At 53.8% G+C, this 12,861-nt stretch carries 12 protein-coding genes; 10 read left to right on the plus strand and 2 right to left on the minus strand.

Going from position 1 to position 12,861, the window contains the following annotated elements; all coding sequences use genetic code 11:
* Positions 1–69: 69 nt before the first annotated feature.
* Complete coding sequence (tnpA, locus tag NM10_RS06705; RefSeq protein ID WP_442852355.1) at positions 70–591, plus strand: IS200/IS605 family transposase; 522 nt, start codon at positions 70–72, stop codon at positions 589–591.
* A gap of 129 nt (positions 592–720) precedes the next feature.
* On the opposite strand, the gene NM10_RS06710 is transcribed toward tnpA, so the two are convergent.
* Complete coding sequence (locus NM10_RS06710) at positions 721–1,653, minus strand: DMT family transporter (protein ID WP_020310835.1); 933 nt, start codon at positions 1,651–1,653, stop codon at positions 721–723.
* 412 nt (positions 1,654–2,065) lie between these two features.
* Here NM10_RS06710 and NM10_RS06715 point away from each other — a divergent pair, with 412 nt between their 5' ends.
* A complete protein-coding gene (locus NM10_RS06715) occupies positions 2,066–3,412 on the plus strand; it encodes an acetyl-CoA hydrolase/transferase family protein (RefSeq protein WP_020310836.1) in 1,347 nt (448 codons plus the stop codon).
* A gap of 133 nt (positions 3,413–3,545) precedes the next feature.
* On the opposite strand, the gene NM10_RS06720 is transcribed toward NM10_RS06715, so the two are convergent.
* A complete protein-coding gene (locus tag NM10_RS06720; RefSeq protein WP_020310837.1) occupies positions 3,546–5,000 on the minus strand; it encodes a transcriptional regulator in 1,455 nt (484 codons plus the stop codon).
* Positions 5,001–5,242: 242 nt separating this feature from the next.
* Between NM10_RS06720 and prdC the strand changes: the two genes are divergently transcribed.
* The 8 genes from prdC (at position 5,243) to NM10_RS06760 (ending at position 12,841) form a co-directional block, all read left to right on the plus strand.
* Complete coding sequence (prdC, locus tag NM10_RS06725) at positions 5,243–6,535, plus strand: proline reductase-associated electron transfer protein PrdC (RefSeq protein WP_071601841.1); 1,293 nt, start codon at positions 5,243–5,245, stop codon at positions 6,533–6,535.
* A 27-nt stretch (positions 6,536–6,562) separates the two neighbouring features.
* Positions 6,563–8,329: a D-proline reductase (dithiol) proprotein PrdA gene (gene prdA, locus NM10_RS06730; protein ID WP_020310839.1), complete on the plus strand. Its 1,767-nt coding sequence runs from the start codon at positions 6,563–6,565 to the stop codon at positions 8,327–8,329.
* Positions 8,329–8,751 carry a CBO2463/CBO2479 domain-containing protein gene (locus NM10_RS06735; protein WP_020310840.1) on the plus strand — a complete coding sequence of 141 codons (423 nt, stop codon included), beginning with the start codon at positions 8,329–8,331 and terminating at the stop codon, positions 8,749–8,751. Before prdA ends, NM10_RS06735 begins: the two co-directional genes overlap by 1 nt.
* 11 nt (positions 8,752–8,762) lie before the next feature.
* The gene (gene prdB / locus NM10_RS06740; protein ID WP_020310841.1) at positions 8,763–9,488 is read left to right on the plus strand and encodes a D-proline reductase (dithiol) protein PrdB; all 726 of its coding nucleotides are present in this window, start codon (positions 8,763–8,765) and stop codon (positions 9,486–9,488) included.
* A gap of 210 nt (positions 9,489–9,698) precedes the next feature.
* The gene (locus NM10_RS06745; protein ID WP_020310842.1) at positions 9,699–10,715 is read left to right on the plus strand and encodes a proline racemase family protein; all 1,017 of its coding nucleotides are present in this window, start codon (positions 9,699–9,701) and stop codon (positions 10,713–10,715) included.
* Positions 10,716–10,784: 69 nt separating this feature from the next.
* Positions 10,785–11,567, plus strand: a complete 783-nt coding sequence (locus NM10_RS06750; RefSeq protein WP_020310843.1) for an ABC transporter substrate-binding protein — start codon at positions 10,785–10,787, stop codon at positions 11,565–11,567.
* Positions 11,568–11,657: 90 nt separating this feature from the next.
* Complete coding sequence (locus NM10_RS06755; protein ID WP_020310844.1) at positions 11,658–12,317, plus strand: amino acid ABC transporter permease; 660 nt, start codon at positions 11,658–11,660, stop codon at positions 12,315–12,317.
* Positions 12,314–12,841, plus strand: a complete 528-nt coding sequence (locus NM10_RS06760) for an amino acid ABC transporter ATP-binding protein (protein WP_020310845.1) — start codon at positions 12,314–12,316, stop codon at positions 12,839–12,841. The genes NM10_RS06755 and NM10_RS06760 overlap by 4 nt, the downstream gene beginning before the upstream one ends.
* The last annotated feature ends 20 nt before the right edge of the window (positions 12,842–12,861 follow it).

Raw genomic sequence — 12,861 nt, forward strand, 5'->3', positions numbered from 1 at the left:
GTCGTGAGTTGTTGAGGATTTGCTGAGCAATCTAGCTCGCCTGGGGTAAGTTGGTGGKAGTTTTACACTTTGCCATTCTGTTACCGTCCTTATCTTTGTTTACCCCAGTATGGGCATAAAGTAGATTCATGCAATACCGATTTACACAAACTATTTTACACTCCCTGCAAGTATCATATTGTATTTGCGCCTAAGTACCGTAGACAAATTATTTATGGACAAATAAAAGAAGATATAGGAAAGATATTAAGGTCACTTTGTAATCGAAAGCAGGTTGAGTTAATTGAAGGAGAATGCTGCCCGGATCATATTCATATTTTAGTGGCTATTCCACCGCATCTTAGCGTATCTCAATTCATGGGATATTTAAAGAGTAAAAGTGGCCTGATGATTTTTGACCGCCATGCAAACCTGAAATATAAATATGGGAATCGACATTTTTGGTGCCGAGGTTATTATGTGGATACAGTGGGAAAATATGAAGGAGCTATTAAGGAGTATATTCGCAATCAATTACAAGAAGATATTGAAATGGATACATTAGATTTCAAGGAATACGTAGACCCGTTTACGGGTAGCAGGAAAAAGTAGGCCCCAAAAAGCCCCCGAGTAGGGGGCAGCCTGTAATAAAAGTGTGATTGCCAGACTTTTATTCGGTGCACTCTTTAGAGTGCTACCACAGGAGTTAGGCCCTTATAGGGCCTGAGCAAACCACCAGTTTTACTGGTGGTTATGATTCTTCTGTCGGAAAGAGATGTGCGGCAAGGGAATCTGCGCTAAGATGACGGCGGCGAAGACGAGGACGCAGCCTGTCAGTTCTTTGGCCGTCATGACTTCGCCCAGGATGAGCCAGCCTGCCAGGGCGGCGAAGACCGATTCCAGGCTCATGATGAGGGTCGCCGTCGTCGGTTCCGTGTATTTCTGGCCGACGATCTGCAAGGTATAGGCGACGCCGCTGGACAGGCCGCCGGCGTAGAGCAGGGGCCATTTGGCAGCCCACAGGGCGGACCAGTCGGGATGCTCGAAGAGGACCGTCAGCGTACCGGAGAAGAGGAAGGCCGTGGCGAACTGGACCCAGGATAATTTGATGCTGTTGGCCTTTTTCAAGAGGAAATGGTCGATGACCAGGATGTGCAGGGCGAAGAAGACGGCACAGCAGAGGACCAGGAAGTCGCCGAAAGAGACCTGGAAATCGCCGTTGATGCATAAGAGATAAAATCCGGCAATAGCCAAGGCGACGCAAGCCACGATGATTCGCGGGACTTTGTGGCCCATGAAATGGCCCATGAGGGGGACGAGGATGATGTACAAAGCCGTGATGAAACCGGCTTTCCCAGCCGTCGTCATGGAGATGCCGACCTGCTGCAGCGTATCGGCGGCGCCCAGGACCAGGCCGCACCAGGCACCGCCGATGAGGGTGATGCGGTCCGGTTTCAGCTGTTGCAAAATCGGCGGATAGGTCCCGTCTGTCCCTTTATCGGTAAACAACAGGATGACGGGAATCAGGACGATGATGGCGATGACATCGCGGGCGGCGCTGAAGGTAAACGGGCCGATATAGTCCATGCCAACGCTCTGGGCGACGAAGGCAGCGCCCCAGATGAGGGCCGTAATGAGCAGCAGTATCGTGCCTTTAGCTTGTGAATGATACATAGCATAATCCTTTCTCTAAACGAAAAATAACCAGAATATTTTCATTTTATACTGCCTTGAAGAAAATGTAAACAAAAATAGATTGCCTGGGAAAGAGCCTGCGGGAATTCAAAGAAGCCGTCAACACGGCGGATGTCAAGGCCGACGAAAAGAATAACGATGAAAAAATAAATGCAGGCCGCAGGTGGCAAGTGGCCGGTCGTAAATACACGGCCTGTGGCCTTGTGCGTAAGGGCTGTCCCCCTAAAAGGCGGCCCGTTAGGGAGATTTCATCACGGACTATTCTGGTATAATAGCATATTTTGTAATATTTTTCACAAAATATGATTGCAGTCGCCGCGGGAAAGTTTTATACTATATATAAGGTTATCTCATACTACTATTGCAAAGTCATGAAGGAGGAGACTTTAGAATGTACAAACTTTCACAAATTCCTGAAGAGTATAAGAAGAAATTGATCACGGCTGAACAGGCTGCGGCTCTCGTCAAAGATGGCGACCGCGTTTCCTACGGCCTCGGCTGCGCTGCTCCGTATGATATCGACATCGAAATCGGTAAACGGGCGAAAGACCTGCATGGCGTCGAAATCGTTGCCACGACCGTCGTCAAAGATGAACCCTATGCGGCTTATCTCAACAGTGACTCGAACGAACAGATCCGCTTCGCAACGGCTCATATGAACGGGTTTGAACGCAAGATGTCCAAAGCCGGCCGCTGCTGGTTCATTCCTATTCTCTTCAACGAATTGCCGAAGTATTGGGAAAACATCGATAAACTCATCATCCAGGTTCATCCTATGGACCAGTGGGGCAACTTCAACCTCGGGCCTCAGGCATCGGACCTTCGCGGTTTGATCCGTGCTGCTAAGACGATCATCCTCGAAGTCAACCAGAACATGCCGAAAGCTCTGGGCTATGAAACGGAACTGAACCTCTGCGACGTCGACTATGTCGTCGAAGGCTCGAACCATCCCATGCCGCAGATCCCCAACCGCGCCGGTACGGAAGTCGATGACAAGATCGCCGATTACATCATCCCCATGATCGAAGACGGCAGTACGCTCCAGCTCGGCATCGGCGGTATCCCGTCGGCTGTCGGCTGCAAACTGGCTGAATCGGATGTCAAAGATTTGAGCGGTCATACGGAAATGCTCGTCGATTCCTATGTCGACCTCTATGAAGCCGGCAAGATTACGGGCAACAAGAACCGCGATAAAGGCAAGATCATCTATGCTTTTGCCGGCGGCACACAGCGCCTCTATGATTTCATCAACGACAACCAGATCGTCTTCAACGCTCCGGTAAGCTACGTCAACAACGTCGGCGTTGTCGCCAGCATCGATAAATTCATCTCCATCAACGGCTGCATCGACCTCGACCTCTATGGCCAGGTCAACGCGGAAACGGCTGGCTATCAGCAGATCAGCGGCACCGGCGGCCAGCTCGACTTCGCCCAGGGCGCATTCGCATCCAACGGCGGCAAGAGCTTCATCTGCGTCCATTCGACGCGTAAATTCAAGGACGGCCATGTCGAATCCCTGATCAAACCGACCCTCCCGGCTGGTACGGTCATCACGACGCCGCGTTCGGCTGTCCACTACATCGTCACCGAATACGGTACAGCCCTGCTGAAAGGCAAATCGACGTGGGAACGCGCCGAAGCCCTGATCAACATCGCTCATCCGGACTTCCGTGAAGAACTCATCAAAGACGCAGAAAAGATGGGTATCTGGACTAAGACCAGCAAGATTTCCATGTAAAAAATAGTTTGTAGTCCGTAGGGGCTTGCACGTGGCAAGCCCGTCCAGGATAGTTACCGAATCCCCGGCGGGTCGCCCACGTGGCGACCCCTACAACTTAAAAAGGCTTGTCGCACGGCGACAAGCCTTTTTTCTATGTCCCAGCCAAGCTGGTGATTTTTTCCAGCATGTGTTGGTAGACCTTGATTTTTCCTTCCAGCTCCTGGCCACTGCACGGATGGCAGTAGGTGGATTTCGTCATGTTGTCGAAGAAGTCCAGGACCATGGCGTCCAGGTCCTTATCGACGATGATGTAGAACGGGTCGGTCCGGCTGTTCATGGCCAGGGTGTTCTTTTTGAAGAAGCTCATGCGGTAGTTGGAATAGAAGGACAGGTTCGCTTCTTTATAGGCCAGGAAGGCCGGCGACAAGTGCATGGTCCCCAAGGTGATGCCCTGGCTCTGGGTCAGAGTCCGGGCGATGGTCTTCAAATGGTCTATTCGTTCGCCTGGCGTCAAGGTGTACTGGACGTCGGTCAGGTCAATGTGGCCCGTTTCCAGATAGCGCATGAAGGACGGCGTCGGTACGATGAGCGATACGCGGGCCTTGGCGATGATTTCTTCCCAGGTAATGCGCAGGCGTTCGATATTGCCGGCCCGGTCAGCCGGCGATTCGGCGATGAGCCGGTCGAAGACTTCCTGGGGCAGGAGGTATTCGATGCCGTTGGTCAGGAAAAAGCAGAACCGCGACGTTTCATAGAAGGACGTGCGGTAGCCGTAGTCGTCGTTCCAGGGACTCTGGATGTGAGTTAGGAGTTTCGGCGTATGGTGGACGCCGAAGCGCTCGTAAATGTCGTGGACGACGGCCGGGTCGTCGATGTAGGAACACATCATCATGCCCCGATGGCTCTGGAGTGAATACTGGATGACGAACTGGTCCTTGAGGATGATCAGATTGGCATCGCTCAAGGCGGAGAAGTCGTAAAAGGTGAATTCCGCATCCATGAAGCGGTTGAGGACGGCGTAGAGCCGGGCTACGTATTCCGGATGGCGGCGTATCTTCTCTTTATCCAGGCCGACGCGGATGCGCAGGCGTTTATAATGGGACGGCACGTCGAGGTAGGACCAGAAGCCGTCGTCGTAAAAATCGAAGAATTCCCCGTAGATGACGAGTTCCTCCTTGCCCGTCAGGGTCGGGAGTTTTTTTCGGAATAAGTCTTTTAAAAAGTGGGCTACCTTCTGATGGCTCGTGATGATGCGGACGGGCCAGGACTTTTTGGCCTTTTCCGTGCGCCCGCTCTGGAGCGACGTGCGGTAAGCCCGGCTCAGATAGTCGCTGATGGCAAAGACCAGGTCGGGCGTATCGGCGGGAAACGAAAAATAGCGGCAGCAGTCTTGGCGGCGATCGAGTTTTTCAATCGTTTCGGCAAAGAGTGCAGCCGCATCTTCATTGACGCGTTCAATGGCCCGTGACGATGGCAGCTTGGCCCCGTTGATCCACTTGCTGATATACGATACGTCGTAACCGATGTATTCGGCCAGGGTCACGGACTTCATTTTCGTGAATTTCATGAATTTTTTCAAAGCAATCGGGTAGGTTTCTACAATCATGCACATTCCCCCTCTATATGGCAGCCATCTTTTAATATATCCCCTCAGACGGCTATTTATCTTATTTTAACACAAAACGATGCCATAAAGAACAAATAAATTTAAGGAATAAATGATGAATTCATGAAAATTTCAAATTTTCCTGTTTTTTTCAAGATAGGCTGGGACTATACTAAGGCCATGCTTGAGGACATCAAGCGGAGCAAGAATTTAGACATCATGATTATAGGAGGTGGACGGACGTGAGACCCTTTGTTTTTCCTCTTTCACAGCATATCGGCGCTCCATCGGTCCCAGTGGTCCAGCCTGGAGACAGGGTACAGCGCGGCCAGTGCATCGCTGAGGCTGGGGAAGGATTAGGAAGCCCGGTATATACGAGTGTATCCGGGACGGTCCTGGAAGTGACGGATGATGCCGTCATCGTTCGAGCTGACGACGTCCAGCCGAAAGAGTACGTGCCTCTTACGGCACAGACTCCATTGGATTATATCCGCCAGGCCGGGATCGTCGGCTTAGGCGGCGCCGGATTCCCGACGTATCAGAAACTGGCCGTTCCCTTTTTGAACGGCGGCGTCGTCATTGCCAATGCTTCGGAATGTGAACCCGTCCTGACCCATAATATCAAGGCCATTGAGCGGGACTGCCGCCCGATGATACGGGGCCTGCAGCTGGCCATGGACCTCGTCCATGCCGATAAAGGCGTCATTGCCATCAAGGCCATCCACGGCGACGCCGTCCGAGCCTTACAGCAGGCCATCGCCGCTGACGACCGCCTGGCCCTTCATTTTCTGCCCAATGTCTATCCTGTCGGCGAAGAACGGGCTGTCGTCCGGGAAGTCCTGGGGACGCTCCTCGATGCGGGCAGTCTGCCGTCGAAAGCCGGCGCCGTCATCATCAACGTGGAAACGCTCCAGCGCGTGGCCGAAGCCGTCGATGACAAGAAACCGCTCATCGATAAAGACGTGACCGTAGCTGGCAAGCTGAACGGTCCGGAAGTCCAGGTCTTCCACGACCTGCCCTTGGGCATGGCCGTCAACGATGTCCTGGAAAAGGCCGGCGGCCTGGGCAAAGAATATGGCGAGCTCATCATGGGCGGGCCTTTCATGGGCAGGCGGACGAGCCTGGACGCACCCATCGTCAAGACGACAGGCGGCATCATCGCGGCAGAAACGTTCCTGCCAGGGCCTGAAAAAATCGGCCTTCTCGTTTGTGCCTGCGGCGCCGATGAAAAGCGCCTCCGGGAAATAGCGGCTTCCATGGGGTCGGCCGTAGCCGGCGTAGCCTTTTGCAAGCAGGCCCATGAAGTCAAACCGGGCGTCCGCAAATGCGACAATCCCGGCCACTGTCCGGGACAGGTCCAGCGGGTCATGACGCTGAAGAAAGAAGGGGCCCAGGCCCTACTCATCAGTAACTGCACAGACTGCACCAACACGGTCATGGCCTGTGCGCCGCAGCTTCATCTGCCGGTCTACCATTGTACCGATGGCGCCCTGCGGGCAGTCCATCATAAATTAATCCGCCGCATCAAGGCGTAACTCATACTACACAGGGGGAGTGATTGTATGTCTATTACCAAAGATACCTTACAGAAACACCTTACAGATCCTGCCGTTTTCTGCTGCCGCCGGGCCAAGGGGACGGTCATCGGAGCCGATGACCTGGAAGACCCGACGCTGTTCGATGACATGGTCGATGCCGGCCTGCTCACGCTCAGTGACGATGGCCTGACCATCGAAGAAGTCCTGGGCAGCACGCTCTTGCAGGATGTCGAAGCCTTGACGCCGATTACTAAAGATGTCCTGGATAAAGTCAATGCCAAGTCCGTCCCGGCCGAAGCACCGGCAGAACCGGTCAAAGCCTCGCCAGCTGCACCGGCCGCCCCGACAGCCGCACCGTCGGGAACGATTCACTTGAAGATAGATAAACTGGAAGGCCTGAGCCTGGATATCCCGGCCGGTACCATCCTGGGTGCCGCTGGCCCGCTGCCGGCAGGGCCGACGGAAAAGACGGGCGAAAAGAAGGTCATCCGCAAGCTCATCAAGAAACACATCAAAATCACCGATGTCGAAATCAGCGACAAGACGGCCATTGAAGACGGGAAGATCTTCATCGACGGGTCCATCGTCGAAAAGGCCGTCAAAGAGGACCCGCTCTGCGTCAGCATGAGCCTCGACGTCATTTATCCCGATAAACGCCACGTCTACACCGATACCATCATGGACGTAGCGCCCATTGCGACGAAAGTCGAAGGCGAACTCGGTGAAGGGGTCACCAAAGTCGCCGACGGTGTCGTATTCATGCTCACCGGCGTCGACGAAGACGGCGTCCAGATCCATGAATTCGGTTCGTCTGAAGGCTTTCTCGATGAAAAGATGTATTTCGGCCATCCGGGCTGCGCCGATGAAGGCGACATCATCATCCGCTGCCATGCCGTCATCAAACGCCTCACGGGCATGACCCGTCCGGGACCTTTTGCCGCTCATAAATGTGAAGACTACATCATCCAGGCCGTCCGCAATGAATTGAAGAAATACGACGGCGAAGTCGTCCGCGAAGAAGTCTGCGAAGACCTGCGCCGCAAAGGCAATCCCCGCGTCGTCCTGGTCAAGGAAATCATGGGTCAGGGGGCTATGCACGACAACGTCCTCTGCCCGAACGAACCGTGCAGCGTCATGGGCGGCCAGAAGAACGTCGACCTCGGCAACGTACCGATTGTACTGACACCGAACCAGGTCCGCGACGGTTCCATCCATGCCCTGACCTGCATCGGGCCGGCTACGAAAGAAATGACCCGTCATTACATCCGTGAACCCTTGGTCGAAGGCCTGGCCAATGACGATGAACTGGACCTCATCGGCGTCGTCTTCGTCGGCTCGCCGCAGGTCAATGACGAAAAACTCTGGGTTTCCGACCGCCTAGGCTCGCTCCTGGAAAGCCTCGACATCGATGGCTGCATCATCACGACCGAAGGCTTTGGTAATAACCACATCGACTTCATCCAGCACATCGGCCAGGCTGGCAAGCGGGGCATCCCCGTCGTCGGCGTTTCCTTCTGTGCCTACCAGGGCCAGCTCGTCGTCGGCAATCCCTATGCCGATGCCATGGTCGAAGAAAATATGGACCATGGCGGCTTTGAAAACGACGTGGCCGGCTGCTCGTGCGTCACTAAAGAAGTCGCAGCCCGCGCTATCCAGATGCTCAAGAATAAGATGGCCGGCGTCCCCATTGCGGCTGCACCGAAGAAATGGGACAACGCCGTCATCAACGCCAACAATAAACTCCTCGGTCTCCCTGAAACGGTCCTCCTCGATAAAGGGACGCTCCACTGATGGCCAAACTCGATTATCAGCTCAACCCGGTACTCATGGAAGGGACGGTCACCAAGACCGCTGCGGACGACGTGGCTCTCAACCTGAGAGGGAGACTGGGCGTGATCCACGCTGTACCGTCTTTGTTCCTCCACCAGCCCCGGGAAGGCCGGAAATTCCGATTCTATTTTAGTTACATGCAGATCGTAGAGACCCCGCTCGATTACGATTATGGGCCGCTCGAAAAAGACCGGGAATTCACGCCGGTCCTGGCCGGCGGTGTCCTCAGCGAAGTCAACGATACGGCCATCAAAGCCGACTGTCTCGGCGGCCTGGCTACCATTGCCGTACCGCGGCGCTGGGTCTTTACCGATGTCGCCCTGAAAGAGGGAGAATATACTGAATTTTACATCAGCCCCATGGCGGCTGTAGATGAACTATAGGAGGGGTAGTTATGAACTTAACGACTGTAGAAGGGATGCGCTCGGAAATCTTCGTTCCCGTTACACCGAAACCGGTATTTACTGAATTAAAGAAACCACTGAGTGAATGTAAAGTCGCCTTCATCACGGCTGGCGGCATCCATAAAAAAGACCAGACGCCGTTCAATACGTCCGGGGATTTTTCGTACCGCGTCATCCCCTTCGACACTCCATCGTCGAACCTGATGGTCACCCACGGAGGCTTCGACAACTCGGATATCAACAAAGACGTCAATGCCATGTTCCCCATCGACCGCCTGCACGAACTGGTTGCAGAAGGCTTCATCGGCTCCCTGCCGGAAGAAACGTATACTTTCATGGGCGGCGGCGGCAACGTCGAAAAATTCCGCAATGAAACGGGGCCGGAAATTGCCAAGAAGCTCAAAGCCCAGGGCGTCGACATCGTTCTCTGCACGGGCGGCTGCGGGACCTGCCACCGTTCGGCGACGATCGTCACCCGCTGCTGCGAAGCCGAAGGCATGAGCTGCTGCGTCATCGCCGCCCTGCCTCCCATCGCCCGCCAGCAGGGGGCACCGCGCATCACAGCGCCGCACGTCCCTATCGGCTCCAATGCCGGCGAACCGAACAATATCCCCATGCAGACGGCTATCCTCAAGGAATCCCTGGAATGGGTCCGCGACTGCCCGAGCTATAACGGCCTGAAAGTCCTCCCCTATGAATACCGCCACAATGTGTAATAACGGCACGTAATAAAAATATAATAAGGTTAAACGTTGCATATGTGCTAAAATGATAGTATAATAAATTTGTTATTAAAGATATTAAACAAATAAGAATATAAACTTAAAATAAACGATGGCGTTTATCTCCGTGAGAGATGAACGCCATTGCTCGTTTTAAGGAATGAAAGGGGAGATTCGATGTGGCATGCTAATCAGGAGCGCCTGATGGAAAAACTGAGGGGAGAAGAACAATTCCTGGTCATCGATTCGCATACCATGGGAGAACCGACGCGTATCGTCGTCAATGGATTTCCTCACGCGCCAGGCAGGACGATGATGGAAAAGAAGCAGTACATCGCCAAGCACTACGATGCCTATCGCAAGGCCATCTTGCTGGAGCCGCGGGGCCATACGAATATGTTCGGCGCCATCCTCATGACGCCGGTCCACGAAGAAGCTGATGTCGGCGTTGTCTTCATGGACAGCGGCGGCTACCTGAATATGTGCGGCCACGGTTCCATCGGCGTGGCGACGGTGCTGGTCAATGAACAGATGATACCCGTCCATGAACCCTATACGGACATCTGCCTCGATGCGCCGTCAGGCCTCATCAAGGGCCACGTCAAAGTCGAAGCAGGCCGGGCCGTAGAAGTGACCATTACCAACGTGCCCTGCTTCTTGTACCGGACAGGGGTCACGGTCCCTGTCGACGGCTTAGGCCACGTTGCCCTGGACATCGCCTTTGGCGGCAGTTTCTTCGCCCTCGTCGACACCGATGCTTTGGGGATGCGCTTAGAGCCTGAAAATATCCGGACTATCATCGACACGGGCATGAACATCCTCCGGGCCGTCAACAATCAGGAAGTCGTAGCCCATCCGGAACTGGACATCCACAGCGTCGATTTAGTCGAATTTTATGGTCAGGCCGATCGGCCCGAAGCGACCATGAAGAACGCCGTCGTCTTCGGCAACTACCAGATCGACCGCAGCCCCTGCGGGACCGGCACGAGTGCCAAAGTGGCGTCGCTGTACTTGCGGGGGAAATTGAAGAAAAATGAACTATTCGTTTATGAAAGTATCATGGGAACCTTGTTCAAAGCCCGCATCGTAGATGATGCCGAAGTCGGCGGCATGGCCGCTGCTATCCCGCAGATTACAGGCAGTGCCTATATTACCGGCATCAACTGCCTGGTCCTCGATGAGACGGACCCGTTCCGCCACGGCTTCCAGATTCAAGCCTGAATATACAGTTCCGGTCATGAGACCTGAATGATAGATTCCAGTCATACATGTGAAGAGGGGTGCCTGATTATGATGATGAACAGTAAGGTAAAAAAAGCAATCTTAGCCGGCCTGAGTGCCGTCGTATCCATATCTGTCTTAGCTGGCTGCGGCGGAGGTAGCGGCAGCAGCGATAAGGCCAGCCTGAAAGGGAAAGAGCTGAAAGTAGCGACCGGGATCTATGCGCCCTTTGCTTTCAAAGATGAAAACAGTAAGCTCGTCGGCTTCGACCTGGACCTGCTCGATGCCATGTCCAAGAAACTGGGCTTTACCTATAAAGTCACGCCGACGGAATATGACAACATGTTCATGGCCGTCGCCAACGGTGAGTACGATATCGGCATGGGCCAGGTCTGCATTACCGAAGACCGCAAGAAGAAGATGGACTTCACCGAACCCTATGAAAACGCAGGTTTGCAGTTCGTCGTCCGCAAAGATGAAAACCTTACGTCTGTAGATCAGTTGAAAGGCAAGAAAATCGCCGTCGAAAAGGGGACAGCTGCCCACAAATACGTAACGGAACACTGTAAGGATTCGGAAATCGTCGTCTTCCCGGCTATTTCAGCAGCCTTCATGGAAGTCGAACAGGGCAAGGCCGACGCCCTCATGCAGGATAAACCGAATGCCGTCTATTATTTGAAGAAGCATCCTGAAAGCGGTCTGGCCCTCTTGGGCGATGAAACGGCCAAGATTCCCGATGGCTTCGCCCTGCCTAAGGACAGCCCGTATAAAGCTGAATTCGATAAGGCCCTGAAAGAATTGCAGGAAGACGGGACAATCAAGAAGTTAGAAGATAAATGGCTGAATGTCTAACGGCAGCAGCCAGTCAGCAGTGGCCCGGCAAGAGTCGTACTTTTGCCGGACTTCTTGCTATAAGGGGTCTTTTATTAAGGGGGGAATCTTATGTTTAACTGGGAACACTTGGACATCATCGTCGGTGTTGTTACGAAAGGCCTGTTCTGGACTGTCGTCATTTCCGTGACGAGTATCATCATCGGCTATTTCATCGGGCTGGCTACGGGGTTTTCCCGGGCCCGCAATATACGCATCCTCAAGAGCATCAGCGCTTTCTACGTCTGGATCATCCGCAGTACGCCGATCCTGGTCCAGGCCTTGTACATCTATTTCGTCATGCCAAAACTCTTTGGCATCCATTTATCTCATGAAGCGGCAGGCATCCTCTGCGTTTCCCTCAATGCCGGGGCGTATATATCGGAAATCGTCCGCGGTGCCATCCTGGAAGTGCCTAAAGGTCAGTGGGAGGCGGGCATGTCCCTGGGGATGACGAAGCTGCAGATCGTCATGAAGCTCATCCTGCCCATGGCCTTCCGGACCATGCTGCCGGCCCTGGGCAACCAGTTCATCATTACCGTAAAGGATACGTCCATTTTGACGGTCATCGGCGTCGCCGAAATGACCTATCAGGCTGGCCAGTACGCTTCGTCGAACTTTGAATTCGTCGAAAGCTATACCGTCCTGGCCGTATTCTACTTAGTCCTGATTTCGCTGCTGACCGTAGCCGTCAATATTTGTGAACAGAAGATGGGAGCTGATATAAAATGATGCGAATTGAACATTTAAAGAAACAGTATGGTGATAACCTGGTCCTGAATGACATCAGCCTGTCCCTGGACGATGAAGTCACCTGCATCCTCGGGCCGTCCGGCGCCGGCAAGAGCACCTTCCTGCGCTGCCTGAACCTGCTGGAATCGCCGACAGGCGGCGACATCAAGTACAACGGTCAGAGCATCCTCCAGCCGGGCTACGATATCCGCAAGATGCGCGAAGAAGTGACCATGGTCTTCCAGCACTTTAACTTATTTCCCCTGCGCAACGTCGTCGGCAACGTCATGCTGGCCCTGCAAAGCGTCAAGCACATGAAGAAAGCCGATGCCCACGATATTGCCATGGAAATACTAAAAAAGGTCGACATGGCCGATAAGGCCGAAAAGATGCCGGATATGCTCTCCGGCGGCCAGCAGCAGCGCGTTGCCATTGCCCGCGCCCTGGCCATGAATCCCAAGATGATCCTCTTCGACCTGAACCGACGTCGGCCCTGGACCCGGAACTCGTCGGCGCGTCCTTGACGTCATGCGCGACTTGGCCA

It is taken from the genome of Megasphaera sp. NM10 (genome assembly GCF_000417505.1).
In the GTDB taxonomy this organism is placed as follows: Bacteria; Bacillota; Negativicutes; order Veillonellales; family Megasphaeraceae; genus Megasphaera; species Megasphaera intestinihominis.

Excerpts from the sequence above, each read along its gene's own strand:
- NM10_RS06710 (WP_020310835.1), bottom strand. The coding sequence starts at position 1,653 with ATGTATCATTCACAAGCTAAAGGCACGATACTGCTGCTCATTACGGCC.
- NM10_RS06715 (WP_020310836.1), top strand. The coding sequence starts at position 2,066 with ATGTACAAACTTTCACAAATTCCTGAAGAGTATAAGAAGAAATTGATC.
- NM10_RS06720 (WP_020310837.1), bottom strand. The coding sequence starts at position 5,000 with ATGATTGTAGAAACCTACCCGATTGCTTTGAAAAAATTCATGAAATTC.
- prdA (WP_020310839.1), top strand. The coding sequence starts at position 6,563 with ATGTCTATTACCAAAGATACCTTACAGAAACACCTTACAGATCCTGCC.
- NM10_RS06735 (WP_020310840.1), top strand. The coding sequence starts at position 8,329 with ATGGCCAAACTCGATTATCAGCTCAACCCGGTACTCATGGAAGGGACG.
- prdB (WP_020310841.1), top strand. The coding sequence starts at position 8,763 with ATGAACTTAACGACTGTAGAAGGGATGCGCTCGGAAATCTTCGTTCCC.
- NM10_RS06745 (WP_020310842.1), top strand. The coding sequence starts at position 9,699 with ATGGAAAAACTGAGGGGAGAAGAACAATTCCTGGTCATCGATTCGCAT.
- NM10_RS06750 (WP_020310843.1), top strand. The coding sequence starts at position 10,785 with ATGATGATGAACAGTAAGGTAAAAAAAGCAATCTTAGCCGGCCTGAGT.
- NM10_RS06755 (WP_020310844.1), top strand. The coding sequence starts at position 11,658 with ATGTTTAACTGGGAACACTTGGACATCATCGTCGGTGTTGTTACGAAA.
- NM10_RS06760 (WP_020310845.1), top strand. The coding sequence starts at position 12,314 with ATGATGCGAATTGAACATTTAAAGAAACAGTATGGTGATAACCTGGTC.